Here is a 26,172-nt window from a genome sequence, read left to right as displayed (position 1 = left end):
AGGGATGTGCCCGCGTTTGACCAGCAGAATTGGCGAAAGAACCCATGTCCCTGTCCCCCTCCGTGAGTGTCGAGAAACCACGTTCTTTTCAGGAGATCATCCTGAGGCTTCAAAGCTATTGGGCCGCACGCGGTTGCGCCATTTTGCAGCCCTATGACATGGAAGTGGGTGCGGGCACGTTCCACCCGGCGACGACGCTGCGCTCTTTGGGCACGACCGCATGGGCTGCGGCCTATGTACAGCCCTCGCGCCGTCCGACCGACGGGCGCTATGGTGAGAACCCGAACCGTCTGCAGCACTACTACCAGTATCAGGTGCTGATCAAACCGTCGCCGCCGGATTTGCAGGACCTCTATCTCGGCTCCCTGAAAGCAATCGGCATCGATACCGATCTGCACGACATTCGTTTCGTGGAAGACGACTGGGAAAGCCCGACGCTTGGCGCTTGGGGCCTCGGTTGGGAAGTTTGGTGTGACGGCATGGAAGTGTCTCAGTTCACCTATTTCCAACAGGTCGGCGGCCATGACTGTAAACCCGTCTCCGGCGAGCTGACCTACGGGCTTGAGCGTCTGGCGATGTATGTTCTCGGGATCGACCATGTGATGAACATGCCGTTCAACGATCCGAGCGCGCCGATCCCGCTGAGCTATGGCGATGTTTTCAAGCAGACCGAGGAAGAATATTCCCGTCACAACTTCGACGCCGCCAACACCGAAGTGCTGCTCAAGCATTTCGAAGAGGCGGAGGCAGAATGCCACGCGCTTCTGGCGAACCCGGCGGAAGACCCGAAAACCGGCAAGCGTATCATCATGGTGCACCCGGCCTATGACCAGTGCATCAAGGCGTCTCACCTTTTCAACCTCTTGGATGCGCGGGGCGTGATCTCCGTTACCGAACGTCAGGCCTATATCGGGCGCGTGCGGGCGCTGGCGAAAGCCTGTGCCGATGCCTTTGTGCAGACCACCGCAGGCGGCTGGATGCCCGAGGCGGAGAGCGCATGAATGGCAAGCTGATCGCAGGGTTTATTGTGGTGCTCGCAATCGTCTTTGGAGCGGGCCTGTATTACACGCAGGTTCACGCCTATTACGAGCGACTGGACGCGTCTGCGCCGGTCGCCGAGATTCATGCGACCACATTTGCCGGCATTTCCGAGGATCTTCTCGCGGAGAAGTTCGAAGGGATCGATGCCGACACCTCGCCGATCAAGTTTCGCGCCTGTTTCATGACGCCTCTTTCGGTCGCGATGATGACCGAAACCTTTCAGCCCTATGTGCGCCCCGAACCTCTGGTGGCACCGCATTGGTTCTCTTGTTTCGACGCCAAGCGCATTGGCGCAGATATCGAATCCGGACGGGCCGTCGCCTTTTTGGGGCAGGAAAATATTGAATATGGCATTGACCGTGTCGTCGCCGTCTATCCTGATGGGCGCGGCTATGCCTGGAACCAGATCAACCGTTGCGGGGAGGCCGTGTTCGACGGCGAGCCCGCCCCCGCGGGCTGTCCGCCCGCACCTGAAGGAAACTGACCCATGCCTGACTTGCTGATCGAGCTGTTCTCCGAAGAAATCCCGGCGCGGATGCAAAAACGCGCTTCCGAGGATTTGAAGAAACTCATCACCGACGGTCTGGTCGAAGCCGGTTTGACCTATGCCAGCGCTGGCGCATTCGCGACGCCGCGCCGTCTTGTGCTCTCGGTCGAAGGCCTGCTTGCGGAAAGCCCGACCACGGTTGAGGAACGCAAAGGTCCGCGCGTCGGTGCGCCTGAGAAAGCTCTGGAAGGCTTCCTGCGTGGGGCTGGGGTCACGATGGACGATCTCGAAATTCGTGACGAGAAAAAAGGTCAGGCCTATTTCGCCAAGATCACCAAGCCGGGCCGTCCGGCGGCGGAGATCGTCGCCGAGGTGCTCGAAGCGACCGTGCGCAATTTCCCGTGGCCAAAATCCATGCGTTGGGGCGCTGGCAGCCTGAAATGGGTGCGCCCGCTGCATTCCATCGTCTGCATCCTGTCGAAAGAAGACGGCGCAGAGATCGTGCCGCTCGACATCGACGGGATCACCTCTGGCAACACCGTTTTTGGTCACCGTTTCATGGCGCCGAAAACCTTCACCGTGTCCTCCTTTGAGGACTATGCCGCCAAGCTGAAACAGCATTTTGTGATCCTCGATCCGCAAGAGCGCGCCGATCACATCTGGCACGACGCCACCAACCAAGCCTTTGCGCAAGGGTTGGAAGTTGTTGAAGACAAAGGGCTTCTGGCCGAGGTCGCCGGGCTTGTCGAATGGCCGGTTGTTCTGATGGGCGAGATTGGCGAAGACTTCCTCGGCCTGCCGCCGGAAGTGCTTCAGACCTCGATGAAAGAGCACCAGAAATTCTTCTCCGTGCGCAATCCGAAAACGGGCCGCATCGAGAAATTTGTCACGGTTGCCAACCGCGAAACCGCGGACAATGGCGCGACCATCCTTGCCGGGAACCAGAAAGTGCTTTCCGCGCGTCTCTCGGATGCGAAATTCTTCTGGGAAAACGATGTGCGCACGGTGGAGCGCGAGGGGCTGGAGGCGATGGCCGCCCCGCTTTCTAATGTCACCTTCCACAACAAACTCGGCTCGCAAGGCGCACGGATTGCCCGGATCGCTCAGCTTGCCCATGACATCGCGCCCATCGTTGGTGCGAAGAAGGGCGATGCGGCGCTTGCCGCAAAAGTGGCCAAGGCCGACCTGTCCTCCGAGATGGTCTACGAGTTCCCGGAACTGCAGGGCATCATGGGCCGTTACTATGCGCTGAAAGCCGGTCTGCCGGAGGCCGTGGCCGATGCCTGCCGCGACCACTATTCGCCGCTCGGCCCGTCCGACGATGTGCCGACCGAGCCGGTTTCCGTGGCCGTCGCTCTGGCGGACAAGCTCGACACGCTTACGGGCTTCTGGGCCATCGACGAAAAGCCGACCGGCTCGAAAGACCCGTTCGCGCTGCGCCGTGCCGCGCTTGGGGTGATCCGGTTGCTGATCACCAATGACGTGCGTCTGCATCTGGACCGTTTCATCGACAGCCAGCTTCTGGCGCATAAGATCGCGACGGCCGATGAGAATGACGGTGTGATCGATACGCTTAAGGACATCCTCGACGAGATCGCCGAGCATGGCGTTTTCGGTGCGGCTTTCGATGCGATTTCCGACAAGCTGTCGGACGAGCAGAAAGACGCCGTGAAATCGGTGGCGGGTGGCGTGCCTGACACGTCCGACGATCTGCTGTCCTTCTTCCACGACCGCCTGAAAGTTTTCTTGCGCGACGAGGGCATTCGCCACGACGTGATCGACGCCTGTCTCGCGATGGACGGCACGGATGACATCACGCTGCTGGTCAAACGTGCCCGCGCGCTACAGGCGATGCTGGACACCGAAGATGGCACCAACCTGATCCAAGGCTTCAAACGCGCCAATAACATTCTGACGCAGGCCGAAGAGAAGGACGGCGTCGAATACAGCTTTGGCCCGGACATCAAATTCGCCGAAACCGAGGAAGAGAAAGCGCTGTTTGCCGCGCTCGATACCGCCGAAGATGCGATCAAGCCCGCGATGAAGGTCGAGGACTTCACCACCGCGATGGAAGCCATGGCCGCCATGCGCCCCTCTGTCGATGCGTTCTTTGAAGCGGTTCAGGTCAATTCCGACAACGATATCGTGCGCCGTAATCGTCTGAACCTTCTGGGCCGTATCCGTGAGATTTGCCTCTCCGTGGCCGATCTGGCGCGGATTGAAAGCTGATCGAACGCTGATCTGATCCCGTTGCCGTGTTAACTTCGCGGCAACGGTTTCCCGCCAATTCTGCACTCCATTAAGCTTAATGGTTGCGCTCACGCGGTTTGGCGGCGTAGCGTTTCGGCAAAGGGAGGTGCCGCAGTGCAGCAAGAGAGCGATATCCTTGGGTTTACCCGTATCCGCCGCGTCGCTCCGATCGCGGTGAAGACCCATGGCGGGCGTGCAAAATGCCTGCAACGGTTGATCCGCCTTGATCTCCCCGTGCCTGAAACCGTGGCCCTGTCCTTTGACTCCGTCCATCGGCTCGCGGAAGGGCAGGGCTTTGATATCAAAGCGCTCTTGCGTGTCTTTGGGGATGCGCCCTTGCTCTCCGTGCGCCCGTCGTCGGAGGACCCCGATTGGGGTGGGCCGGGCGCTGTTCTGAATATCGGGATGAATGATGAGCGTCATGCCGAGTTGGTGAAAAGCCACGGGGCCGAGGCGGCAGACACATTATATCTTCGATTTGTGCAAGCTTTCGCGGTGCATGTCGAACGGCTTGACCCGGAATTGTTCGAATTTGACGCCTCTGTTCCTGTGAGCGAGGCGCTCAAATCGGCGCTTCAGGCGCATGAGGATGAAACCGACGATCCTTTCCCGCAAGACCCGGCGCATCAGCTCGGTCAAGTGCTGCGCTCCATGGCGCGCGCTTGGGAAGGCACGACCGCGCGGCTTTTGCGACAAGCCAAGGGCGCACCTGCGGACGCGGGGCTCGGGCTGATCGTACAAAGCATGGCGCTCGGGCTTGGGGCCGGCGAAAGCGGTGCGGGTGTTATTCAGCTCGTCGATGAAGTCAGCGGGATGCCGAAGGTCAAAGGCCGGTACATGCGGCAATCGCAGGGGCGCGATGCCGTCAGTGCGGCGCCGGGCGAGGATGTCTTTTACCTGACCAGCGACAGCCGTGGTCCGTCTTTGGAAGAGACACAGCCCGCGCTATTTGAGCGCCTTCTGGAGATGACCCGTCTTTGCCGCACGCGGCTGCGCGAAGAGATGCAGGTGGAATTCACCATTTCCGAGGGCAAGCTCTTTATCCTTGATGCGGTGCGTGTGCCGCGCGGGTCACGAGCGGCGTTGCGGATCGCGGTGGAACTGGCGGAAGACGGTATCATTCCGCGCGAAGAGGCGATCTTGCGCGTTCCTGCCCGCTCTCTGACCGAATTGTTGCACCAACAGGTCGACCCGACGGACAAACGCGATGTTCTGGCCAAGGGGATCGCCGCCTCGCCGGGCGGTGCTGTCGGGCGGATCGTGTTCAACTCGACGGTGGCACAGACTTATGAAGCGCGGGGCGAGCCTTGTATCCTTGTGCGGCGTGAAACCACGCCCGAGGACATTCGCGGCATGCATTCCTCTGTCGGTATCCTGACTGAGCGCGGCGGGGTCACCTCGCACGCGGCGGTGATTGCGCGCGGCATGGGCGTCCCCTGTGTCGTCGGTGCGTCGATCCGGATCAATTCCCGCGAACATACCCTGACGCTGGCCGATGGCCGCAAGCTTGAGGAGGGCGACGTGCTCACGCTCGACGGCTCGGCAGGGGAGGCGCTTATGGGCGCGGTTCGGATGCTGCCGCCGGTGAAGGATCATTGGTATGTGACCCTGATGGATTGGGCCGACGCGATCCGCGATATCGGGGTGCGCGCCAACGCCGATACACCCGCCGACGCCTCGGCCGCCCGGAACTTCAAGGCGCAGGGGATCGGGCTTTGCCGGACGGAACATATGTTCTTCGAAGGCGACCGTCTGACCGTGATGCGGGAGATGATTTTCGCCGCGAAACACGAAGATCGCGCCGAAGCTATCGCACGGTTGTTGCCGATGCAAAGATCTGACTTCATTGAGCTTTTTAGGATCATGGAAGGGCTTCCGGTCTGCATTCGCCTGTTCGATCCACCGCTCCATGAATTCCTGCCGTCCGATCGCGAAGGGGCCAAAGATCTGGCCGAAGCGCTCGATCTGCCGCTCTCTGATGTGACCCGCCGCATAGAGTGGCTGTCCGAATTCAACCCGATGCTCGGCATGCGCGGAGTGCGTCTTGGGATCACTTTTCCGGAGATCTACGAGATGCAGGCGCGCGCGATTTTCGAGGCCACGATTGAGGCCAGCAAACACGGTGCGCCGGTGGTGCCGGAGATCATGATCCCTCTGGTGTCGGCGAAACGCGAGGTGGAGCTGGTCAAAACCCAGATCGATGGTGTGGCCGCTGCCGTGCGCAATGAGACGGGCGCGGATTTCACCTATCGCCTCGGTGTCATGGTCGAAACGCCGCGCGCCGCGTTGCGGGCCGGGGACATCGCGCAGAGTGCGGCTTTCCTGTCCTTCGGCACGAACGACCTGACCCAGATGGCTTACGGCCTGTCCCGCGACGATGCCGGACGCTTTATGAACGCTTATGTTCAACAGGGGGTGTTCCCGGAAGACCCGTTCCATACGCTGGATTTCGAAGGGGTCGGCGAACTCCTCAAAATCGGCGCAGAGCGGGGACGGGCGATCCGTCCCGATCTGACCGTTGCAGTTTGTGGTGAACACGGCGGCAACCCCGAATCAATCGCGTTTTGTCGGGCTGCGGGCTTCGATTACGTGTCCTGTTCGCCGTTTCGGGTGCCCGTAGCGCGGCTGGCCGCTGCGCAACTTGTTGCCGAAGAGGCAAAATGACCACAGGGCTATGACAAACTGCTGAAAATAAAGGCTCTCAGATGCCAAATTCTGCGCGTCTGAGTGCGTCTCTGCGCCTTTTGCTTGACGCGCTGGAAACCTCGAAAAACGCCCCGGGGTGGACCTTTTGGCAAAATCCTCCTATGTCCCGCTGCTGAAACCACCCGTGAGGCCCCGATTGAGGGGTGCAATGGAGGGATAACCCTTATGACCCCCTTAGCTAGGCTCAAAGCGTTCGCGCTTCTGGCCACGCTCGGCTTTTTTGCGTTTTCCGGTACGGCTCAGGCCGAGGTGACCGTAAGCCATTCGAATGATCCGAACCTTGTGCTCGGTATGGAACTGAACGCGCTTCTCGATCAGGAGCGTGATGGTATGGAGAACGTCGGCTCCGATGCGATTGAACGCTTGCTGCAAAGCTTCAAGCCGAAATCCGCAGCGCCGAAGAAGATCGAGTACACCAAAGCGTTCCTCGCGAGCCGTCCTGTGGCGACCGGCGACGAGCAATGGCAATGCCTGTCCGAGGCGCTTTATTTCGAAGCGCGCGGGGAGAGCGTGAAAGGCCAGTTCGCGGTTGCGGAAGTGATCCTGAACCGTGTGAACTCGACGTCCTTCCCGAACACCGTCTGCGGTGTGGTCCATCAGGGCACGGGCAAGAAATATCAGTGCCAGTTCACTTACACGTGTGACGGCTACTCCGATGTGATCCGCGAGAAGGCCGCATTTGAACAGGTCGCGAAAGTGGCCCGTCTCATGCTCGATGGCGGGTCACGTGCTTTGACGCAGGGCGCAACCCACTATCACACCAATGCCGTGCATCCCCGTTGGGCGCGCAAATTCGCCAAGACGGCCCAGATCGGTGTGCATATGTTCTACCGCATGCCGCAGGCATAACGCCCGCACAGAACTCAACGCGGCAATCACAGAATTGTTTCAAACCCCGCTGTGAAAACGGCGGGGTTTTGCCGTTCTAAGGCTCTGACTTCGGGAGGGACGATTGGGACTTGGCCCGCCAGCGCCAAAGCGGTAGCAAGGGCCGAACTTTCAAAAGGGACCATAAATGTCCGAAATCAGACAAGCGTTTGAGCATCCAGAAGCCCGCGCGCTCGCCACGTCCGATGATGCGCCGCTCGACCGGATTTCTCTGCGTGACCATGTGGTCGATGTGGAGATCGGTGCCTTTCAGGCCGAGCGCGGTGTGCGCCAACGGGTTTCCTTCAACATCGTGGTCGAGTTGACGCCGGTCTCCGGGCCGATTGATGACGATGTGGACCGCATTCTGTCCTATGACCGGTTGACTGAGGCCATCCATACCGAGCTGGAGGCGGAGCGTCTTAACCTGCTTGAAACCCTCGCTGAACGCATTGCAGAACGTATCCTGACCGAACCGCGTGCTTTCCGCGTGTTCGTGCGTGTCGAAAAGCTGGACCGTGGTCCCGGCGCTTTGGGTGTCGAGATCGTGCGCAGCGTCGATCAGGTCGGGCGGGCCGAAGCGATGGAAGCGCCGGTGCCGCATCCGCTGATCGTGCATCTTGGAGAAGAAGCACTGGCCAGTACCAAGCTGACCGCATGGATTGACGCGCTTGACGCCGATCCGCGCCCGGTGATCCTGACCGTGGGCCTGCCGTTCGGCGAATGGCCGAAAGCGGCGCACAAGGCCGCGCAACGACGGATCGACCTTTTGGCGATGGAACAGAACGCATGGGTTCTTGCAGGGCGCGATGCCCGCTGTGTCGTGCGCGCCAGCCGGACCGAATTGGATTGGGCGATGAAGCACGGGCAAATCTCTGTCTGGGCGCCGTCCAAACTTGTGCTTGATGCGGTGCACGGGCCGAAGGGCGGCATTGCGGAGATGGTCGCCTGGCTTGCCGAGGAACTGTCGGCGACCCAAGTTTTGAGCCTTGGAACGACACAGATCGAAGGCGCGGAGACGCGCGATCCGAACGCGGCGGTGGAGCTGTCCTGAGATGGCACAGGCGTATTACGACCGTCCAATCCCAAGCTGCGACCCGGCGCGCCCCGAAGGCGCTCTGACGCTGGCGGGCGGTTGGGCATGGTTCAGCCATGTGGAACGGATGCGCCGCGATGCGCCGCCGGAGATTTTGCCAGTCTCCGAGCTTGATGAAGAAACGGTTGAGCGCCTGACTGCGCCGCGGACCGCTGTTGCGGGGCTTGATCTGAGCAAACCTGCGGTGATGAGCATTCTCAACGTGACGCCGGACAGCTTTTCCGATGGTGGCAAGTTCAACCGCCCCGAGGCGGCGTTGGCGCAGGTGCGGGAGATGCTGGCCGACGGGGTCGAGATCATCGACATCGGCGGGGAGAGCACACGTCCCGGCGCGGATTATGTGCCCGTAGACGAGGAAATCGCCCGCACCGTCCCCGTGATCGCGGCCATTCGCAAGATCAGTTCCGTGCCGATCTCCATCGATACGCGCAAAGCATCGGTGGCCGACGCGGCGCTTAAAGCCGGGGCGAGCCTTGTGAACGATGTCTATGCCTTCACGCATGACCCCGATCTGGCGTGTGTGAGCGCCGAGGCGGGCGCGCCCGTCTGCCTCATGCATGCGCAGGGCGATCCCGAGGTGATGCAGGACGCACCGCAATACGACAATGTGCTGCTCGACGTGTATGACTTTCTCGAAGAACGGATCGCGGTTGCAGAAGCAGCAGGCATCCCACGCGGTCAAATCCTCGTCGATCCGGGCATCGGCTTTGGCAAGACGGTGGCACACAACCTTGCGCTTCTGGAGCGGATTTCGCTGTTCCACGCTTTGGGCTGCGGCATCCTCCTGGGCGTGTCGCGCAAAGGCTTTATCGGCAAGATCGGCAAAGCCCCCGCGCCGCAGGATCGGGCGCCGGGCACGATTGCGGTGACACTGGCGGCGCTCGGACAGGGTGTGCAAATCCACCGGGTGCATGATTTTAAAGAGACGAAACAGGCGCTTGCTCTCTGGCAGGCGGCGACGGGTGTGGGAGGCGTTTATGACGCGTAAATTCTTTGGCACGGACGGGGTGCGCGGGCGCGCCAATAGCCATCCGATGACGGCCGAAATGGCGCTGAAACTCGGGGCGGCTGCGGGGCGCTATTTCCGGCGTGATGGTTCTCGCGCGCACCGCGTCGTGATCGGCAAGGATACGCGTCTGTCGGGCTATATGTTCGAGACCGCGATGACGGCGGGTTTTACCTCTACCGGGATGAACGTCTTCCTGCTCGGACCGGTGCCGACGCCGGCGGTCGGGATGCTGACCACCTCGATGCGCGCGGATGTCGGCGTGATGATTTCCGCCTCGCACAACCCGGCTGAGGACAATGGCATCAAGTTCTTTGGTCCCGACGGGTTCAAGCTGTCGGATGAGGCTGAGAGCGAGATTGAGCGGCTGATGGAAGAGGGCGTTGAGCCCGCACAGGCCGCCAACATCGGGCGTGCCAAGCGGATCGACGACGGGCGTTTCCGCTACAATGAGCGGGTGAAATCCACCTTGCCGCGTGGCATGACCTTGCAAGGGCTGAAAATCGTCATCGACTGCGCCAACGGGGCCGCCTATCGCACCGCGCCTGAGGTGTTGTGGGAGCTTGGGGCAGAGGTCATCGCAATCGGGACAGCGCCGAACGGCAACAACATCAACGATCACTGTGGTTCGACCTATGTGCAGACCGCTGCTGAGGCGGTTTTGGACCATGGTGCCGATGTCGGCATCTGCCTCGATGGTGATGCGGATCGGGTGATGATCCTCGATGAGCGCGGGCAGGTGGCCGATGGTGATCAGCTCATGGGGCTGATGGCGAAAAGCTGGGCCGATCAGGGCAAGCTGGCGGGCGGGGCCTTGGTCGCGACCGTGATGTCTAATCTCGGGTTGGAGCGCTTCCTTGAGGCCGAAGGCCTGCGTCTTGAGCGCACCGCCGTGGGCGACCGCTATGTGGTCGAGCGGATGCGGCAGGGCGGTTTCAACCTTGGCGGAGAGCAATCCGGGCATATCGTAATGACCGACTATGCGACCACGGGCGACGGGCTGCTCGCAGGGCTGCAATTCCTCGCGGCCATGGTCGAGACGGGTAAGAAAGCTTCCGAGCTGGCGCAGGTGTTCGAGCCGGTGCCGCAGCTTTTGAAAAACGTGCGCTATGGCACGGGGCAGGCGCCCTTGGACGACGCACAGGTGAAGGCGGCGATTTCCGATGCAGAGATCAAGCTGAACGGCAACGGGCGGCTCCTGATCCGCAAGTCCGGTACGGAGCCATTGATCCGTGTGATGGCGGAAAGTGTTGACGAGGCTACTTTGAACATGGCGGTAGACAGCGTTGTCGAGGCGGTTCAGGCCGCAACGCGTTAAGGTCAAACTGTTCGAATGAGACAAGAAAGGCGGCTTTTGGAGCCGCCTTTTTTAAATCAAGACACGCTTTGTCTAAGCCTCAGCGCCCGAGCGGGATGACGATACCGGTCGAGATGACGCCGTAAATGTCATCGTCATAGCCGGTCGCAGCATTGATGAAGAAGTATTTGTAACCAACCTGAATAGAGGGCGCGAAGCCCGTGTAGCCATCGCCAAAGGAGTGGATGTAAGCCCCCACGATCCCGGCTTGGGCATGTTCCCCGATGTCCCACATCTTTGCGGCAGACAGGTGGACCGAGGTGTCGGACATGCTGTCGCGATAGGCACCGACTGTGTAATCCAGCCCATAGGCGCGATCGGCCCATGTGAGCATCAGCCCCGGATTGAACTCGTTGAAATCGTCACCGTGCTCTTTGCCCCAGTCGCCATAATGGTGCGAGGCGAGCGGGATCATGGCGTAGTCGGGGGCAAGCCCGTCGGCCAAGGCAGGGCTGGAGGACAGGAGGAGGGCGGTGAGGGCTGCTTTTATCTTCATGGGTCTCGTGAGATTTGGCTGTGCGATCTGGGGTGGGGTTCTGGTTGGCGGGAAAATAAGGCGTGCGTAAGGCGTTCGTGCGGTTAAAGCGTTTCTCAAAAAACTTGAGGCACTCAATTTTTGAGAAACGCAGCAATATCAATTCAGTGTGGCAACGCTTCTCGCACAATCTGATTTCAGATTAAACGATAAACGCTTTAAGAGCCGCCTGTGAACGGCGTGTAGGCGAGCGACATGGCGGCGTTCATCAGGGTCCAGATCACGCCGAAGATCTTCCACCCCATGCCGGAATTGCCCTTGGGCTTGGCGAGCCAGACCGCGCGCGCGACAAAAAGCAGGTAAATCCCGAACAGAATGAACACCACGGGGATCAGCCCGTAGAGCGGCGGGATCGCGATCAGAAGAACGTAGATCGGCACGAAAAACAAAGCGGCAAGGTAGTTGCCCGCCCAGAACGTATCGCCCATGCCCTCGCGCCCGGCCAGAAGGCTTTTCCAAAAGCCAAAGGTGAACATACGAGCGCGTTCGGCCTCGATCTCGTTTTCATTCTCTGGAGTGAGATCAGCGGGGATGTGGTCGTCATGTTCGGTCATGCGGGAACCTCTTTTGCCTCATCTGTTCACGATTGAGGGCGCTCTGCAAGTCAGGGTTGTACGAAAATGCGTTTCACCACAGGCCATTGCGAAATGGCAACGCCGCCGAGGATTAGGGCCAGAGCGATCAGCAATGTGGGCGGCAGCGGTTCGCCCAATATCTTTGCGCCAAGAACCACGGACCAGACCGGCACTTGGTAATTCACCAATGTCATGAAAGTCGGTCCCGCGGAGCGGATGACCAAAACCCGGAGCTGGTTCATCGCGGCGGTCGAGACCACGCCGAGGAAGATCAAGGCGACAAAGGCTTTGAGCGGCGGCAGGCCCGGCAGCCCTTCGGCGATGAGGGAAAAGGGCAGGGTGATGAGCGCGCCGCTGGCCATCATGATCGTTGTCAGCGCGGTCGAGTCGATCGGCGGCAGACGCCGGATGGTGATCGAGTTCAGGGCATAGCAGAACGCAACGGTCAGGCAGGCCATGCGGCCCCAGAATTCAAGATCAGCGCCGGAGCTGTGCAGAGCATCCTGTCCCACAAGGAGGAACACCCCGATAAAACCGAGGGCGACCCCGATTACGGAGCGGATGGTGAGACGTTCTCCCACGACCATGAAATGCGCCATCGGCAGGACGACCAGCGGCACTGCGGCCATGGAGGTGCCTGCGAAACCGGAGGTCACATATTGCTGGCCCCAGTTCAGGAGCAGGAAGGGAATGGCGGAGGAGAATGCCCCGGCCCAGATCAGCGCCATAGGATGCGGCTTGTTCTCCGGGTCCGTCCCCATTTTAAATCCGTCTACGCCCCAGAAGGCCGCCATGACGATCGCCGCGATGGCGAGGCGGAAGGTGGCGAGCCAGAAGGGGGAGATGCCGACGAGGGCGATCTCGATCACCATGAAGGTCGAGCCCCAGACAAAGCCGAGAATGCCGACCATGATCCATGAGGCGGGGGTGATGTTTGGAAGCGGAGACATATGAACCTTATAAAATAAAAAAGCCCCGACGCATGCGCCGGGGCCTTTCGTCTCTTTTGGACGTAGCGCTTAGTTGCGCTCTTTGTCCACCATTTTGCCAGCGGTGATCCACGGCATCATGCCGCGCAGTTTCTCACCGGTTTGTTCAATGAGGTGCTCGTCGTTGATGCGACGGGTGCCTTTGAAGAACGGTTGGCCGACAGCGTTTTCCTGCATGAAGTCACGCACGAATTTGCCGGTCTGAATGTCGGTCAGAACTTCTTTCATCGCCTTTTTGGTGGCTTCGTAAGGCACCACGCGCGGACCGGAGACGTATTCGCCGTATTCCGCCGTGTTGGAGATGGAGTAGTTCATGTTCGCGATGCCGCCTTCGTAGATCAGGTCGACGATCAGCTTCACTTCGTGCAGACATTCGAAATAGGCCATTTCCGGTGCGTAACCGGCTTCGACCAGCGTTTCGAAACCGGCGCGGATCAGTTCGACGAGGCCGCCGCAGAGCACAGCTTGTTCGCCGAAGAGGTCGGTTTCACACTCTTCGCGGAAGTTGGTTTCGATGATGCCCGAACGGCCGCCACCGATGGCGGAGCAGTAGGACAGGCCGATTTCCAGCGCTTTGCCGGTTGCGTCGCTGTCAACAGCCACAAGGCAGGGCACGCCGCCGCCTTTGGTGTATTCGCCACGCACGGTGTGCCCCGGGCCTTTCGGTGCCATCATGATCACGTCGACGCCTTCTTTCGGCTCGATCAGGCCGAAGTGCACGTTGAGGCCGTGGGCGAATGCAATCGCGGAACCCGGCTTCAGGTTGTCGTGGACGTATTTTTTGTAGGTTTCGGCCTGCAACTCGTCGGGCATGGTGAACATGATCACGTCACACCAAGCAGCGGCTTCGGCGATGCCCATCACGGTGAGGCCTTCAGCTTCGGCTTTTTTCGCGGACGGGGAGCCTTCACGCAGTGCGACGACAAGGTTTTTCGCGCCGGAGTCGCGCAGGTTGAGCGCGTGGGCGTGGCCTTGGGAGCCGTAGCCCAGGATGGCAACTTTCTTGTCTTTGATGATGTTCACATCGCAATCGCGATCGTAATAAACGCGCATATCGGCGCTCCTTCTGATTTGTCTCGAAGGGAAAATACGCCAATCTCGTTTATGAGGGGTGCATAATGTCGAAATTTTACGATTTTTGATGTGTATTCATTCGTAATTGGAAAATTTTACGAGAAAATCATTCTTTCATGCATGCCTGTGGGGCCTTGAGGTCAGGCCAGGCTCGTGAAATTCCGCTTGTGCTGTAGATGACTCGCTGTCGCGGGTGCGCGAAGCGCCGCTGCCTCTGTCATGTTGATTTCCGGACGGCACAGCATGTCAGTGGAAGGGAGCGTATCGCCGAAGATTTCGACGAGCTCTTCACGCGCCTCGTCATTCATGGCGCTCATCGCCATTGGTCCGGTCAGAAGGCTTTCTGTCATGACGCCTTCCGCGAAGATAACTTCATGTTCGCTCAGTAGCAGGTGGATATAGGTCACGCGGCGGCAGGGCGTTGGTCTGATGGTGCAATCATTCACCAGCGCTTTCGCAGGAGAGAATACAGTGTCTTGGCCAAACAGAAGCTCGACATCCGCGCCGCTTAAAAGGAGGCGGTGGTTGGGGGAGATGCGCAAGCGATTGCGATTTCCGAGCGCGCCCGCTTCAATCAGGATCGGCGCGAGTTTCCCGCGGCCATCAACGGTGCTGCGCCCGATCCAAAGAATGGGCTGGGGGCCGTGATCGAGCGTTACAACAAGATCCCCAGCCTTAAGGCGTTCAATCGGCACGTCGCCGTCTGGGGTCGAGATTTTTGTGCCCACGGTGAAGCAGGGGACCGTCGGAGAGGGGGCAAGCTCTGGGCCGTTACTTTGGTAGGTTGAATTGCCTTGAATATAGGTCAGCGTCACGCCCGCAGGGGGCTGGGCGCCATCAAAGGCGACGCCGACGACTTCCGTGTCATATCCTGTGGTGATGGAGATCCCGACCAGCGTATAGGTGATGCCGTCGGAGCCGAGAAGCTCTACGCTATACTCGCTTTCAACTGTGACCGGGGAGGGGCTCGCCCATCTGACAGTGCCGGAGCTCGGCGAATATGTTGTGCCGTTGAGCGTTGTCTCTTCTGAGAGCGTCTGGTCTGTGACGTTACTGCCCGAATATGGATCATCCTGAAGCAGACCATCCTCATCTTCATAGACGATTGCAGTGGTGGTCTCGGGGAGTGTCAGAACGAGATCGTTCGGATTTTCCCAGCTGAAAGCGTCGCCCCACAACGCGCGCTCCAGTACGTTAGATACACTGTCGCCATCTGTCGTCGCGATTGAGATCGCGCTCACCTCGTAGACATAAAGCGTTGTTGTGGTCATGGAATTCGATGCAGTTCGCGGTGGATTGGAGGGTTAACGAGCGAGTTAGAATTTGTTCGTGGCGTTTTGGTGGCGAAACTAGCGTCTAAAAGCGGAATGTGTAACTTGATTTGCCTCTAAGGGATTGGGATTGCTTGGGGGTGTATCTTTCTGGCCTCTCTTCTGTTGCGGTCAGTGGCGGATGTGGATTTCCTTCTGTGTATGAATTTTCGTGCAATTTCGGTTTCGAGTTATTTATTATGCAGATATGAGATGAAATCTGGTGAATTTATGGTAGATGATACAGATCGGCGCTTGCTGCGGCAATTGCAGGCCGCCCCGGATGCTTCTGTCGCCATTTTGGCGGAGCGTGCAGGGATGACGCAATCGACCTATATCCGCCGCCTGGAACGGATGCGCGAGGCCGGTGTCGTCCAAGCGATCCGCGAGGAGGTCGATTGGCGTGCGCTTGGCTATGCGGTGGAGGTGAGCTTGCGGATCACCCTCGACAAGACGGAGCCGCGTGCTTTCGATGAGTTTATCGCTGCGGCGCGCGAGGTGCCAGAGGTGATCAATATTGGCACCTTCCTCGGTCGGGTGGATGCGCGCCTCTTGGTGATCGCCCGGAATATGGCGGATTATCAACGGATTTATCGCGATAAAATTCTGACCCTGCCGCATATGACGGATATCGAAGCGTTGATGCAGGTCGCAACGATCAAAGACAGTCAGTCGGTGCCGCTATGATCGAGTTCGATGATATGGATCGCCAGCTGATCCGCGCGCTGTGCGAGGATGCGACGCAATCGGCGGGGGCGCTTGGGCGCGAATTGGGGCTGAGCCAGCCTGCGACATGGCGCCGGATCAAGCGATTGCGCGAGGCGGGCGTCTTTGGCGCGCGCCGGGTCGATCTCGATCTCGAAGCGCTGGGGTTCGGTGTGACCGTGTTCTTGGGGGTGAAACTCGCCACGAAGGGGCGCGTCAGTCTTGAGGATTTCGAACGCGCCGTACGTGCGATCCCGGAGGTGCAGACGGTGCAGCACGTTTTGGGGCTGTTCGATTACCGGCTCCGTGTCGTCGCGCAGGACTTGCCCGATTTCGAAAGGGTTCTGCGACGGCGGATCATGACGCTTCCGGGCGTGGGGAATGTCGAGGCGAACGTGGTGCTCTCTGAAGAGCGTCTGCCCGGGCCATTATAGATAACGCATCCGGGGGCGAATGCGTTCCATCACGTTCATTTTATAAATTCGACCGACCGAATTGGTGCCATGCCGCGTTTGTGTATCAAAGACAATGATAAGCCAGGAGACACCACATGTCGCACAGCCATGACCACGGATTTAAACATGACCTTCCGAAACTTCTCGGCCGCCGTCGCTTTCTGAGCTTCATGGGCGGTTTGGGCCTCGCTTCTGCCTCCGGGCTTCCGGCCGCCGCCCTCGAATGTATTGCATTGCCTTGGGAGACGCAGGGACCATACCCGGCGGACGGTTCCAATGTGAAAGACGGTCAGACCGTTAATGCGCTGCTTCAGGAAGGCATCCTGCGAGAAGATATCCGCGCCTCCTTCGGGGATTACGAAGGATCGGTCGAAGGCGTGCCTTTGGAACTTGAGCTGACGCTTCAGAATGCTGACGGCTGCACGCCGCTTGAAGGCTATGCGATTTACATTTGGCATTGTGACGGGGAGGGTAAATATTCCCTCTACGACCACACTGAGGCCAACTGGCTGCGCGGTCTGGCAATCGCCGATGCCGAGGGCAAGGTGAAGTTCACCACCATCGTACCGGGCTGTTACCCGTCGCGCTGGCCGCATATTCACTTTGAGGTCTTTGAAAGCGTTGAGGCCGCCGTGTCGGGCGAAAACTCCGTGCTGACGGCGCAGATCGCAATCCCGGAAGATCAGGCACGTCTGGTCTATGAAGATGAGAACTATACGGGCAGCACCGCAAATCTCGACGCCAACTCGATTTCCGGAGACAATGTCTTTGGCGACAACACCGACGATGAAATCGCCCAGCAGACGCTGGCAATGGAAGGCACACCGGCGGATGGGTATGCCGGTTCCGTTGTGATCCCGATTGATTTCGACGCGGAACGCGTTGTTGATACGCCGCCGTCCATGCCGGGTGAAATGGGGCCGGGGGGTATGGACGGAGAAATGCCGCCGATGCCGCCGCAGGATTGATTGCGACGCATGAGGATTTTAAAAGGGGCGCTTGCGAGCGCCCTTTTTCATGTCATTCTGGAGTGAGCATCAGACTTACCCGCGATGCGGGATTTTCTCCGGCGGCAGCTCGGCGTAGCCGGTGATCATAGGCGTGACGAGGTTCTCGCCCTTGCGCTTCTTATACCAAAGAATTGCGGCGATATGCGCCAGCACCATGATCAGAAGCAGAAACGAGAGCGGCTCGTGCAGTGACAGTGCCTTCCGCGTTGTGGCGCTTGAGACGTACTGAGCCAGAGGGCCGACATTGATGTAATCTTCGGGGTCCGCGAGAAGCCCGCTCATGACTTGCATCGCCAGAACGATCAGCACGCCGACGACAAAGATCGCTCCCACCGGGTTGTGCCCGTATGAGCGGGACGGTGTGGCGGAGGGAAGCGTCCGTGCATAGGAGAGAATCTTGCCCGGACCTTTGACAAAATTGGCGAAGCGCGCAGTGTAAAAGCCGAAAAACCCCCACAGAACCCGCAGCACGACGATCGCGGCCACGGTGTAGCCCGCGTAGAAATGCAGCGTCATCTGGTCCGGGCCGAATTTTCCCAGCCCGAAGGCCGTGAAAAACGCGATCACCAGCGCCCAGTGCAAGACGCGCACAACGGGATCCCAGAGATAAGTCTTTTCAAGCTGTTCCGACATCGCTTCGCCTCATGTCTTTTGCGTTTGGGGCCGGATCAGAAATCCTTGGCGCGATAGTCGTCATGGCAGGCTTTGCAGGAGCCACCGACTTTGCCAACCGCCGGGCGCAGTGCGTCAAGACCGTTGCCTGCGACCTCATTAAGGGCGACGACGGCTTCATAGAAAGCCATGCCCTTTGCGCTGAAATCATCCATATTTTCCCAGATAGCGGCCTCCGCGCGCGTTTCTCCCGGAAGGTCGTCGTTCGACGTGCCGGGCGCGAAATAATCGGCGCTGTGCAGGCTGGCGAGGCTCATGAGATCCTTCGCGGTTTGCGTGGCCGTGTCGGCGTCGTAGTCGTTTTTGCCCTGCGCCATGCCGCCCAGAGTGGCCATTTCGAAGCCTATGAGGTCGAAATAGCTTTTGCGGGCCTTGGCCACATCGGAAGGAGATTGCGCGAGTGCGCTGGTCGCGACGGTGGTCACGATCACGGAAGAGATGAGAAGTTTGCGCATTGGATAGGGGTCCCTGTCTGGTCACAAAATAAAAGCGTACAATCCGCACGATGGCAGAGATCATGACACAGCATTGCGTGTTTTGAATGTGACAATCCATCCACCCTGTCAGCTTAATGACCGAAAGCAGGTCAAATTTTTGTTATGACAGGGAGTGTTTGCGCAAACGGTCGCCTGTTTGCGCAAACAACTTTTGGTTGTGTTGGGGCGCGCCGCGAGGCTCAGGCCGCGAGAATCCGACTGACCATCTCCGTGGTGTCGCGCGACAGGTTCGGCGTGGCCAGAATGCGCTCCAATTCGGCGCGGATCATCTGCTGGCGGTCGGCGTCGTAGCGCTTCCATGTCTCGAAGGCACCGCTCATTCGTGCGGTGATCTGCGGGTTCATGGCGTCCAGTGCAATCAGTTGATCTGCAACCAATTTATAGGCCGCGCCGCTGGCATGGTGGAAACCCGCGTGGTTGCCCGTCAAGGCGCCGAAGACCGCGCGGAAGCGGTTCGGGTTCTTGTTGGTGAAAGCCGGGTGATGGCTCAGAGCCTCGGCAACCTCGGCAGCCTTGTCCGGGGCGGCGGAGGCGACCTGCATGGCGAACCATTTGTCCATCACAAGGCGATCGCCTTTCCATTGATCTTCAAAGGCTTGCAACTCTTGCGTGCCGAGCCCCGCGGACAGAAGCGCCTGCAACGCGCCCGCTTGTTCGGTCATGTTGTCGGCCGAGGCAAAAAGCGCTTTCGCCGCCACGCCAGTGTCCAGAAGGGTCAGGAAGGACAGGGCGGCAAGGCTCAGAGAGCGCCGCCCAGACCCTTCTGCGTCGGGCTTATAAGTGCCGGGTTTCGACGGTCGGAAAAGTGTCGGCAAAGCGTCGGACAAGTGTCGGGCAACGGTTTGCCGCAGAACTTCACGGGCCTCGTAGATTTTCTGCGGGTTGGGCGTGACGCCCGCATCAAACAATGTCTGGGCCAGATCGTCCTGCGAGGGCAGGCCAAGCACCAAAGCGCGGAAGGCCGGGTCTTGGCTCTCGTCGGTGACGACGGCGCGGATCGCGTCGAGATAGTCGGCGGCGGGGGCCGCATCATCGACGATCATCGCGATCAAGGTGTCCTTGGCCAATGTCCGGCCCATCTCCCATTTCTGGAACGGATCGGTGTCATGGGCCAGTAGGAAGGCGCGGGTCTCGCTGTCGAGCGCGCGCTCCAAAATCACTGGCGCGGAGAAATCGCGCAAGACAGAGGCCACAGGGCGCGCGCCGAGGCCTTCGAAGGTGAAGCTCTGCTCGGCTCCGGTCATTTCCAGAACCGTGGTCGGTAGAACCTCGTCACCATTCGGGCTGATGAGACCGACGGCGATCGGGATGACCTGCGGATTTTTCTCGCTCTGGCCGGGCGTGGCGGGGGTCTTTTGGGAGAAGCTGAGGGTCAGGGTGCCGTCGTCCCAGCTTTCTTCCATCTTGAGGCGCGGGGTGCCGGCCTGAGAGTACCATTGTTTGAATTGTGTAAGATCACGCCCTGTGACGGTCTCGAAGGAAGCAAGCCAATCCTCGATGGTCACAGCCTCACCGTCATGGCGCTCGAAATAGAGATCGCAGCCCTTGCGGTAATCCTCATCCCCGATCAGGCGGCGCAACATGCCGATGATTTCAGCGCCTTTCTCGTAGACGGTCGCGGTGTAGAAGTTGTTGATCTCGACAAAGCTCTCCGGGCGCACAGGGTGGGCCAGCGGTCCGTTGTCCTCGCGGAACTGGCGAGCGCGCAAAATCATAACTTCTTCAATGCGTTTCACCGCATGGCTGCGCATGTCGCCGGAGAACATCTGGTCGCGATAAACCGTCAGGCCTTCTTTGAGGCAAAGCTGGAACCAGTCACGGCAGGTGATCCGGTCGCCGGTCCAGTTGTGGAAATACTCATGCGCGATGATGCCCTCGATCCGCTCGAAATTGGCATCCGTCGAGGTTTCCTGCGAGGCCAGCACGCAAGACGAGTTGAAGATGTTCAGCCCCTTGTTCTCCATCGCGCCCATGTTGAAGTCATCGACGGCGACGATGTTGAAAAGGTCCAAGTCATATTCACGCCCGTAGGTGTCCTCGTCCCATTTCATCGACTTCTTGAGCGCTTCCATCCCGAAGGCGCATTTGTCCTCATCACCGGGGCGGACCCAGATGTTCAGTTCGACCTCGCGGCCCGACATGGTGGTGAAAGAGCCGGGGTGATTGATCAGCTCGCCCGCGACCAGCGCGAAGAGGTAGGAGGGTTTTGGCCAAGGATCGTGCCAGACCGCGAACCCGTCGCCGCGCTCCACCGGGTTGCCGTTCGACAGAAGCACAGGAAGATCGCCTTCGACGCGCACCGTGAACACCGCCATCACGTCGGGGCGGTCGGGGTAGAAGGTGATCTTGCGAAAGCCCTCGGCTTCGCATTGCGTGGAATACATGCCGTTGGACATGTAGAGCCCTTCGAGCGCGGTGTTGGTTTCGGGGCTGATCTCGACCTCGGCTTCCCATAGGAAAGGGCCATCGGGCACATCGGCCTCAAGCCCGCCCGCAACCAGACGCGGGGTGACGGGTTTGCCGTCAATGCTGGCGGAGATCAGCTTGAGTTCCTCACCATGGAGAAAGAAGCGTTTGTCCGTTGCCTCCGGGGTCGGCGCAAAGGCAATTTTGGAGATCACGCGGGTCGCGGTCGGGTGAAGCTTGAAGGTGAGGTCGACGCTCTCAATCCGGTAGCCGAACGGGGTGTAATCTTTCAGATAAATGGTCTGAGGGGCGGCGTCTTTCATATCCAATTCCTTCTGCGGTCTTCACCGGTTTCGAGCGACGTTAGACCGCGGGTTCGGGGGCTTCAACACCTGCGGTGAGGTACGTCTCGGGAAAGTGAGGTCGGATGACGCCGCGGGAGGACAGAGCGCAGAGCGGGCCGGAGCGTGCCTGTGGCTTGTTTCCGATAGGAAACTCGCTTATTCACGTTTTTAATTCCCCAGAACATTTGCGAAAGGTGATTCCCATATGACGCGCGTCGATAAATCCGGCCTGATGGTTGCCGAAGAGCTCGCCCAGTTCATTGAGGCCGAGGCCTTGCCGGGCACCGGGATCAGTGCCGCGCAGTTCTGGGATGGTCTGGCGGGGATCGTGCGTGATCTCGGGCCGAAGAACCGCGCGCTTCTGGAAAAGCGCGAAGATATTCAGGCGAAGATCGACGCATGGCATCTTGAGCGCAAGGGGAAGGCGCATGACGCCGAGGCCTATACGGCGTTTCTGAAAGAGATCGGCTATTTGCTGCCCGAGGGGGAAGATTTCCAGATCGAGACCAGCAAGATCGACCCGGAATTTGCGACCAAGCCGGGGCCGCAGCTTGTGGTGCCGATCACCAACGCGCGCTATGCGCTCAACGCGGCGAATGCGCGTTGGGGGTCTTTGTATGACGCGCTTTATGGCACGGATGCGCTGGGCGATCTGCCGGAGGGCAAGGGCTATGACGCGGCCCGTGGCGCGCGGGTGATTGCTTGGGCGAAGGCGCATCTGGATGCGGTCGCGCCGCTGGCGGGTGGCTCTTGGGCCGATGTGACGGGGCTGACCGTCAAGGGCGATCTGTTGCTCGTTGAGGGCAAAATGGGCGAGACCGGTCTGGCCGATCCGGCGCAGTTTGCGGGATCGTCCGAGGGGCATGTTTTGCTCCAGAAGAACGGTCTTTATATCGACATCGTGATCGATCCCTCGACGCCGGTCGGTGCACAGGACAGCGCGGGGATTTCCGACATTCTCGTTGAGGCGGCAGTGTCCGCGATCATGGATTGCGAGGACTCTGTGGCGGCCGTCGATGCGGAGGAGAAAACCACCGCCTATCGCAACTGGCTCGGCCTGATGAAGGGCGATCTGACCGAAGAGGTGTCGAAGGGGGGCAAAAGCTTTACCCGCGCGCTGCACGGCGATCGGGTGTTCACCGCGCCGGACGGATCGGAGATCACGCTTCAGGGCCGCGCGATGATGTTGGTGCGCAATGTTGGGCATTTGATGACCAACCCGGCGATCATCGACCCGGAGGGTCATGAGATCGGCGAGGGGATCATGGATGCGCTGGTGACCGTGATGATCGCCATGCATGATCTGCAAAAGACCTCCGGGCCGCGCAACTCCGTGGAGGGCTCGGTCTACGTGGTGAAGCCGAAGATGCACGGGCCGGAAGAGGTGGCTTTCGCCGACGAGATTTTCAGCCGTGTCGAGACTATCCTCGGGCTCGCGCCGAACACCGTGAAGCTGGGCATCATGGATGAGGAGCGCCGCACCTCCGCGAACCTCAAGGAATGTATCCGCGCCGCGAAACATCGCGTCGCCTTCATCAACACCGGTTTCCTTGATCGCACCGGCGATGAAATCCACACCTCGATGGAAGCGGGGCCGATGATCCGCAAAGGCGAGATGAAGGATCAGCCTTGGATCAAATCCTACGAGGAGCGCAACGTCGATATCGGTCTGGCCTGCGGGCTGAAGGGCAAGGCGCAGATCGGCAAGGGCATGTGGGCCATGCCGGACCTGATGCATGCGATGCTTGAGGCCAAGATCGGTCATCCGAAGGCGGGGGCGACCTGTGCTTGGGTGCCGTCGCCGACGGCAGCCACGCTGCACGCGACGCATTATCACAAGGTTGATGTCTTTGCGGTGCAGGACGAGATCGCCAAAAGCGGTGCGCGTGGCTCGTTGGACGATTTGCTGACCATTCCGGTGGCGAAGGGCGTGAACTGGTCCGACGATGAGATCACCGCCGAGATCGAAAACAACGCGCAGGGCATCCTTGGCTATGTGGTGCGCTGGGTCGATCAGGGTGTGGGTTGCTCGAAAGTGCCGGATATTCACGACGTGGGGCTGATGGAAGACCGCGCGACCTGCCGAATTTCGTCTCAGGGCCTTGCGAACTGGCTACACCACGGCGTTGTCACCGAGGAGCAAGTCATGGCCGCGATGAAGAAAATGGCGGCCGTTGTGGACCGTCAAAATGCGGGCGATCCGCTCTATGTACCGATGGCGCCGTCTTTCGACACCATCGCGTTCAAAGCTGCCTGTGATCTGGTGTTCAAAGGCCGGGTACAACCGTCGGGCTACACAGAGCCAGTGTTGCATGCGCGTCGGCTGGAACTGAAAGCGCTGCGCTAAGCGGCATTTCTGCCTGGATGTGCAACATTCCACAGCGCGCGATGCTCTTCGCGCGCTGGTGCATAAGGGCTGCGCGCGGCTTGGCCTTTTCTCCCATGACAAAGCGACTATCTTTGGAGAAAAGGAAAGGCACATCATGAAACGACCTGTCGTTGGCATTATCGGCAACTCTGACATGCTGAATGAAACCTACCCGGCCTACACGGGTGGGAAAATGAATGCTGAGGCCGTGTCCGATGTCGCAGGCTGCCTGCCGCTCTTGATTCCGCCGCATCCGAGTTTTGTCAGGACTGAAGAGTTGATGGAGGTCTGCGATGGCTTCCTGTTCACCGGCGGTCGTCCGAATGTGCACCCGGAAGAATATGGTGAAGAGGAAACTTCCGCGCATGGGGCTTTTGATCGCTGCCGTGATGCGGTGACCTTGCCGCTGATACGGTCCTGTGTCGAAAAAGGCCTGCCGATCTTCGGTATCTGCCGCGGTTTTCAGGAAGTGAACGTCGCGATGGGCGGCACGCTTTATCCGGAAATCCGGGATTTGCCCGGCCGGATGAACCACCGCATGCCGCCGGATGGCTCGCTTGAGGAAAAATTCGCGCTGCGCCACCCGGTCAAGCTGACAACGGGCGGTGTGTTCGCAGGGCTTCTCGGCTCTGACGAGGTGATGACCAACACGCTGCACGGTCAGGGGATCAAGAAACCCGGCGCGCGTATCGTGATCGACGGCTACGCGCCGGACGGCACGCCCGAGGCGATCTATGTGAAAGATGCGCCGGGCTTCACGCTTGCCGTGCAATGGCACCCGGAATACCGCGCCATTGAAGACCCGGTGTCGCGGCCTTTGTTCGAGGCGTTCGGGAAAGCGGTCTATGCGTTTGCTGAGGCACGGCGGGGGAAAGTCGCCGTCGAGGCCTGAATGAATATCTGAAGCCAAGAGGCCACTGAGAGTGGCATGTAAAAGGCGCTCCGAAGGGCGCCTTTTTTGTTGTGGCTAAAGCGTTTCTCCTTAAACCTGAATCAGGGTTTGAGCAGAAACGCGGTGCAACGTCCAAGCGGAGCGGGCGTTTCGACTTTATGTGATAGATCAAGTTGAAGTCGAAACGCTTTAGGCCATGATTTTCTCCTTTTCGTGATGAAAAAGGGTCGCAGAGGTATCTCGTGTGAAAGGCGAAGCCATAGCGCAGCTCCTCTGACCTGCTGAAAAGGACAGGGTCGAAAACCGTGCGGAACACCGAAGCGTTCATGACTTCGCCTTTCCTGCGTTGGGCTGCGTGAAGGCAGGCCAACGTCATGTGTGTGAAACCAGATACAACTCGCGATCCGGGAGGCGTCCTGACGGATCATGGCCGTGGCGTTTCTCCTCACAGGGCCGAAAACTGCGGCCCTCGTTGTAGAAGTAAGTTTGAGATCAGCGATTTAAAGGCCCGTCGCCGGACCGTCTGAACACATCCCATCACGAGTTTTCGATCAGGTTTTTCTGCATTCGGAAATTTTCGATCCCGACCGAGTCGCGGATCACGGTCTGGCGCGCCACCACGGACCAGCCGCGCTTCTCGAAAAAACGCCGGGCCAGATGCGAGGCTTCGGTGTGCATATGCGCAAGGCCAAGACGACGGGCCTCTGTCTCGCAGGCCCCGTAGAGTTTGAGCGCGGTGCCTTTGCCCATCTCTTCGAGCGCGACATAGGCAAAATCGATATGCCCGTCATAGCCCATGGTGAAGAAGCCGACGATCCGCCGCCAGCGGGTGGCGCAGATCGCATAGCCTTCGGTCAACCGGTCGGGCCAGCTTTCCGGGGCATGTTCCCGCGCGGGAGCCCATGCGGCGCGCTGCGCGGCATCGTAAAACGCGCCGGTGCCACCATGAATGGTCCGGTGATAGAGCGCATAACAGGCATCCGCGTCTTTTTTACTCAGGGGGCGCAATCTCATGGGGAGTTCCTAGCTTGAGTGTCTGGGGCGGGCTAGTGTTCTTTGCATGAAACATCTCGATTATCCGTCGATCTGGCTTTTGGGCTTTCTGACGCTCACATGGGGCTGTGCAGAGGCGGGGCTGGCGATCCCATCGCCCGTCTGGCTGAAAACTCTCGGCGGCCTGCTCATTGCCGTCGGGCTTGGCCTCATGGGGCCCGTTGTCGTTCCCATGTGGCGACATCATACCACAGTGGTCCCTCACCGCGTCCCGTCCGATATTGTCACCGATGGGGTTTGCCGATTGTCTCGCAACCCCATTTGCCTCGGCGATGCCTTTACTCTTGCAGGCTTTGCTTTACTGTGCGGCAGCCCGGCAGGGATGTTGATGAGCCCCGTCTTTATGGCGGTGATTCAAAGATGGTTCATTGTTGAGGAAGAACGATGGCTCAGGACGAAATTCCCTCGGGAGTTTCAAACCTGGGCACAACACACACGACGTTGGCTGTGACCTGCCGTCACAGTTGTGGATTTGTT

At 59.5% G+C, this 26,172-nt stretch carries 23 protein-coding genes; 14 read left to right on the top strand and 9 right to left on the bottom strand.

What is annotated here, in order from left to right; translation table 11 throughout:
• The first annotated feature begins 44 nt into the window (after positions 1-44).
• The 8 genes from ACYBHZ_RS12545 to glmM all read left to right on the top strand — a co-directional run bounded on the left by ACYBHZ_RS12545 (position 45) and on the right by glmM (position 10,771).
• Positions 45-1,001, top strand: coding sequence for a glycine--tRNA ligase subunit alpha (locus ACYBHZ_RS12545; protein WP_460274627.1), 957 nt, complete (start codon positions 45-47; stop codon positions 999-1,001).
• On the top strand, positions 998-1,525 hold the full coding sequence (locus ACYBHZ_RS12540; protein ID WP_460274626.1) for a DUF6446 family protein: 528 nt from the start codon (positions 998-1,000) through the stop codon (positions 1,523-1,525). The genes ACYBHZ_RS12545 and ACYBHZ_RS12540 overlap by 4 nt, the downstream gene beginning before the upstream one ends.
• 3 nt (positions 1,526-1,528) lie before the next feature.
• Entirely contained in the window at positions 1,529-3,757 is a 2,229-nt protein-coding gene (glyS, locus tag ACYBHZ_RS12535; protein ID WP_460274625.1) for a glycine--tRNA ligase subunit beta, read from the top strand.
• A gap of 135 nt (positions 3,758-3,892) precedes the next feature.
• On the top strand, positions 3,893-6,442 hold the full coding sequence (locus tag ACYBHZ_RS12530) for a putative PEP-binding protein (protein ID WP_460274624.1): 2,550 nt from the start codon (positions 3,893-3,895) through the stop codon (positions 6,440-6,442).
• Between the two features lie 207 nt (positions 6,443-6,649).
• Positions 6,650-7,333 (top strand): cell wall hydrolase, encoded by a 684-nt coding sequence (locus tag ACYBHZ_RS12525; protein ID WP_460274623.1) that lies wholly within the window; start codon positions 6,650-6,652, stop codon positions 7,331-7,333.
• Positions 7,334-7,499: 166 nt separating this feature from the next.
• The gene (locus ACYBHZ_RS12520) at positions 7,500-8,405 is read left to right on the top strand and encodes a dihydroneopterin aldolase (protein WP_460274622.1); all 906 of its coding nucleotides are present in this window, start codon (positions 7,500-7,502) and stop codon (positions 8,403-8,405) included.
• Between the two features lies 1 nt (position 8,406).
• On the top strand, positions 8,407-9,435 hold the full coding sequence (gene folP / locus ACYBHZ_RS12515) for a dihydropteroate synthase (protein WP_460274621.1): 1,029 nt from the start codon (positions 8,407-8,409) through the stop codon (positions 9,433-9,435).
• Complete coding sequence (gene glmM / locus ACYBHZ_RS12510; RefSeq protein ID WP_460274620.1) at positions 9,425-10,771, top strand: phosphoglucosamine mutase; 1,347 nt, start codon at positions 9,425-9,427, stop codon at positions 10,769-10,771. Before folP ends, glmM begins: the two co-directional genes overlap by 11 nt.
• Before the next feature lie 79 nt (positions 10,772-10,850).
• Here glmM and ACYBHZ_RS12505 read toward each other — a convergent pair whose 3' ends face one another.
• The 5 genes from ACYBHZ_RS12505 to ACYBHZ_RS12485 all read right to left on the bottom strand — a co-directional run bounded on the left by ACYBHZ_RS12505 (position 10,851) and on the right by ACYBHZ_RS12485 (position 15,254).
• Positions 10,851-11,306 carry a hypothetical protein gene (locus ACYBHZ_RS12505; protein WP_460274619.1) on the bottom strand — a complete coding sequence of 152 codons (456 nt, stop codon included), beginning with the start codon at positions 11,304-11,306 and terminating at the stop codon, positions 10,851-10,853.
• Positions 11,307-11,503: 197 nt separating this feature from the next.
• On the bottom strand, positions 11,504-11,899 hold the full coding sequence (locus ACYBHZ_RS12500; RefSeq protein ID WP_460274618.1) for a hypothetical protein: 396 nt from the start codon (positions 11,897-11,899) through the stop codon (positions 11,504-11,506).
• A 50-nt stretch (positions 11,900-11,949) separates the two neighbouring features.
• Positions 11,950-12,870: a DMT family transporter gene (locus tag ACYBHZ_RS12495; RefSeq protein WP_460274617.1), complete on the bottom strand. Its 921-nt coding sequence runs from the start codon at positions 12,868-12,870 to the stop codon at positions 11,950-11,952.
• Positions 12,871-12,939: 69 nt separating this feature from the next.
• A complete protein-coding gene (gene ilvC / locus ACYBHZ_RS12490; RefSeq protein ID WP_460274615.1) occupies positions 12,940-13,962 on the bottom strand; it encodes a ketol-acid reductoisomerase in 1,023 nt (340 codons plus the stop codon).
• A gap of 161 nt (positions 13,963-14,123) precedes the next feature.
• On the bottom strand, positions 14,124-15,254 hold the full coding sequence (locus tag ACYBHZ_RS12485; RefSeq protein WP_460274614.1) for a Hint domain-containing protein: 1,131 nt from the start codon (positions 15,252-15,254) through the stop codon (positions 14,124-14,126).
• Between the two features lie 270 nt (positions 15,255-15,524).
• Between ACYBHZ_RS12485 and ACYBHZ_RS12480 the strand changes: the two genes are divergently transcribed.
• The 3 genes from ACYBHZ_RS12480 to ACYBHZ_RS12470 all read left to right on the top strand — a co-directional run bounded on the left by ACYBHZ_RS12480 (position 15,525) and on the right by ACYBHZ_RS12470 (position 17,421).
• Positions 15,525-15,980 carry an Lrp/AsnC family transcriptional regulator gene (locus ACYBHZ_RS12480; RefSeq protein ID WP_460274613.1) on the top strand — a complete coding sequence of 152 codons (456 nt, stop codon included), beginning with the start codon at positions 15,525-15,527 and terminating at the stop codon, positions 15,978-15,980.
• Positions 15,977-16,432, top strand: a complete 456-nt coding sequence (locus tag ACYBHZ_RS12475) for an Lrp/AsnC family transcriptional regulator (RefSeq protein WP_460274612.1) — start codon at positions 15,977-15,979, stop codon at positions 16,430-16,432. Before ACYBHZ_RS12480 ends, ACYBHZ_RS12475 begins: the two co-directional genes overlap by 4 nt.
• 116 nt (positions 16,433-16,548) lie before the next feature.
• Positions 16,549-17,421, top strand: coding sequence for a dioxygenase family protein (locus tag ACYBHZ_RS12470; RefSeq protein WP_460274611.1), 873 nt, complete (start codon positions 16,549-16,551; stop codon positions 17,419-17,421).
• A 75-nt stretch (positions 17,422-17,496) separates the two neighbouring features.
• On the opposite strand, the gene ACYBHZ_RS12465 is transcribed toward ACYBHZ_RS12470, so the two are convergent.
• The 3 genes from ACYBHZ_RS12465 to pepN all read right to left on the bottom strand — a co-directional run bounded on the left by ACYBHZ_RS12465 (position 17,497) and on the right by pepN (position 21,361).
• Complete coding sequence (locus tag ACYBHZ_RS12465) at positions 17,497-18,096, bottom strand: cytochrome b/b6 domain-containing protein (RefSeq protein ID WP_460274610.1); 600 nt, start codon at positions 18,094-18,096, stop codon at positions 17,497-17,499.
• A 35-nt stretch (positions 18,097-18,131) separates the two neighbouring features.
• Positions 18,132-18,590 (bottom strand): c-type cytochrome, encoded by a 459-nt coding sequence (locus tag ACYBHZ_RS12460; RefSeq protein WP_460274609.1) that lies wholly within the window; start codon positions 18,588-18,590, stop codon positions 18,132-18,134.
• A gap of 221 nt (positions 18,591-18,811) precedes the next feature.
• Positions 18,812-21,361 carry an aminopeptidase N gene (gene pepN / locus ACYBHZ_RS12455; protein ID WP_460274608.1) on the bottom strand — a complete coding sequence of 850 codons (2,550 nt, stop codon included), beginning with the start codon at positions 21,359-21,361 and terminating at the stop codon, positions 18,812-18,814.
• A gap of 226 nt (positions 21,362-21,587) precedes the next feature.
• On the opposite strand from pepN, the gene ACYBHZ_RS12450 reads away from it, so the two are divergent.
• Together ACYBHZ_RS12450 and ACYBHZ_RS12445 are read left to right on the top strand one after the other, a co-directional pair.
• A complete protein-coding gene (locus ACYBHZ_RS12450; RefSeq protein WP_460274607.1) occupies positions 21,588-23,729 on the top strand; it encodes a malate synthase G in 2,142 nt (713 codons plus the stop codon).
• A 136-nt stretch (positions 23,730-23,865) separates the two neighbouring features.
• Positions 23,866-24,642, top strand: a complete 777-nt coding sequence (locus tag ACYBHZ_RS12445; RefSeq protein ID WP_460274606.1) for a gamma-glutamyl-gamma-aminobutyrate hydrolase family protein — start codon at positions 23,866-23,868, stop codon at positions 24,640-24,642.
• A gap of 537 nt (positions 24,643-25,179) precedes the next feature.
• Here ACYBHZ_RS12445 and ACYBHZ_RS12440 read toward each other — a convergent pair.
• Positions 25,180-25,656: a GNAT family N-acetyltransferase gene (locus ACYBHZ_RS12440; protein WP_460274605.1), complete on the bottom strand. Its 477-nt coding sequence runs from the start codon at positions 25,654-25,656 to the stop codon at positions 25,180-25,182.
• A 46-nt stretch (positions 25,657-25,702) separates the two neighbouring features.
• Between ACYBHZ_RS12440 and ACYBHZ_RS12435 the strand changes: the two genes are divergently transcribed.
• Positions 25,703-26,146 (top strand): methyltransferase family protein, encoded by a 444-nt coding sequence (locus ACYBHZ_RS12435; protein WP_460274604.1) that lies wholly within the window; start codon positions 25,703-25,705, stop codon positions 26,144-26,146.
• Positions 26,147-26,172 lie beyond the last annotated feature (26 nt).

The organism is Celeribacter sp. ULVN23_4, from assembly GCF_054788345.1.
The sequence above is the reverse complement of the archived record's forward strand: the minus strand, read 5'-3'. Positions and strand labels throughout refer to the sequence as shown.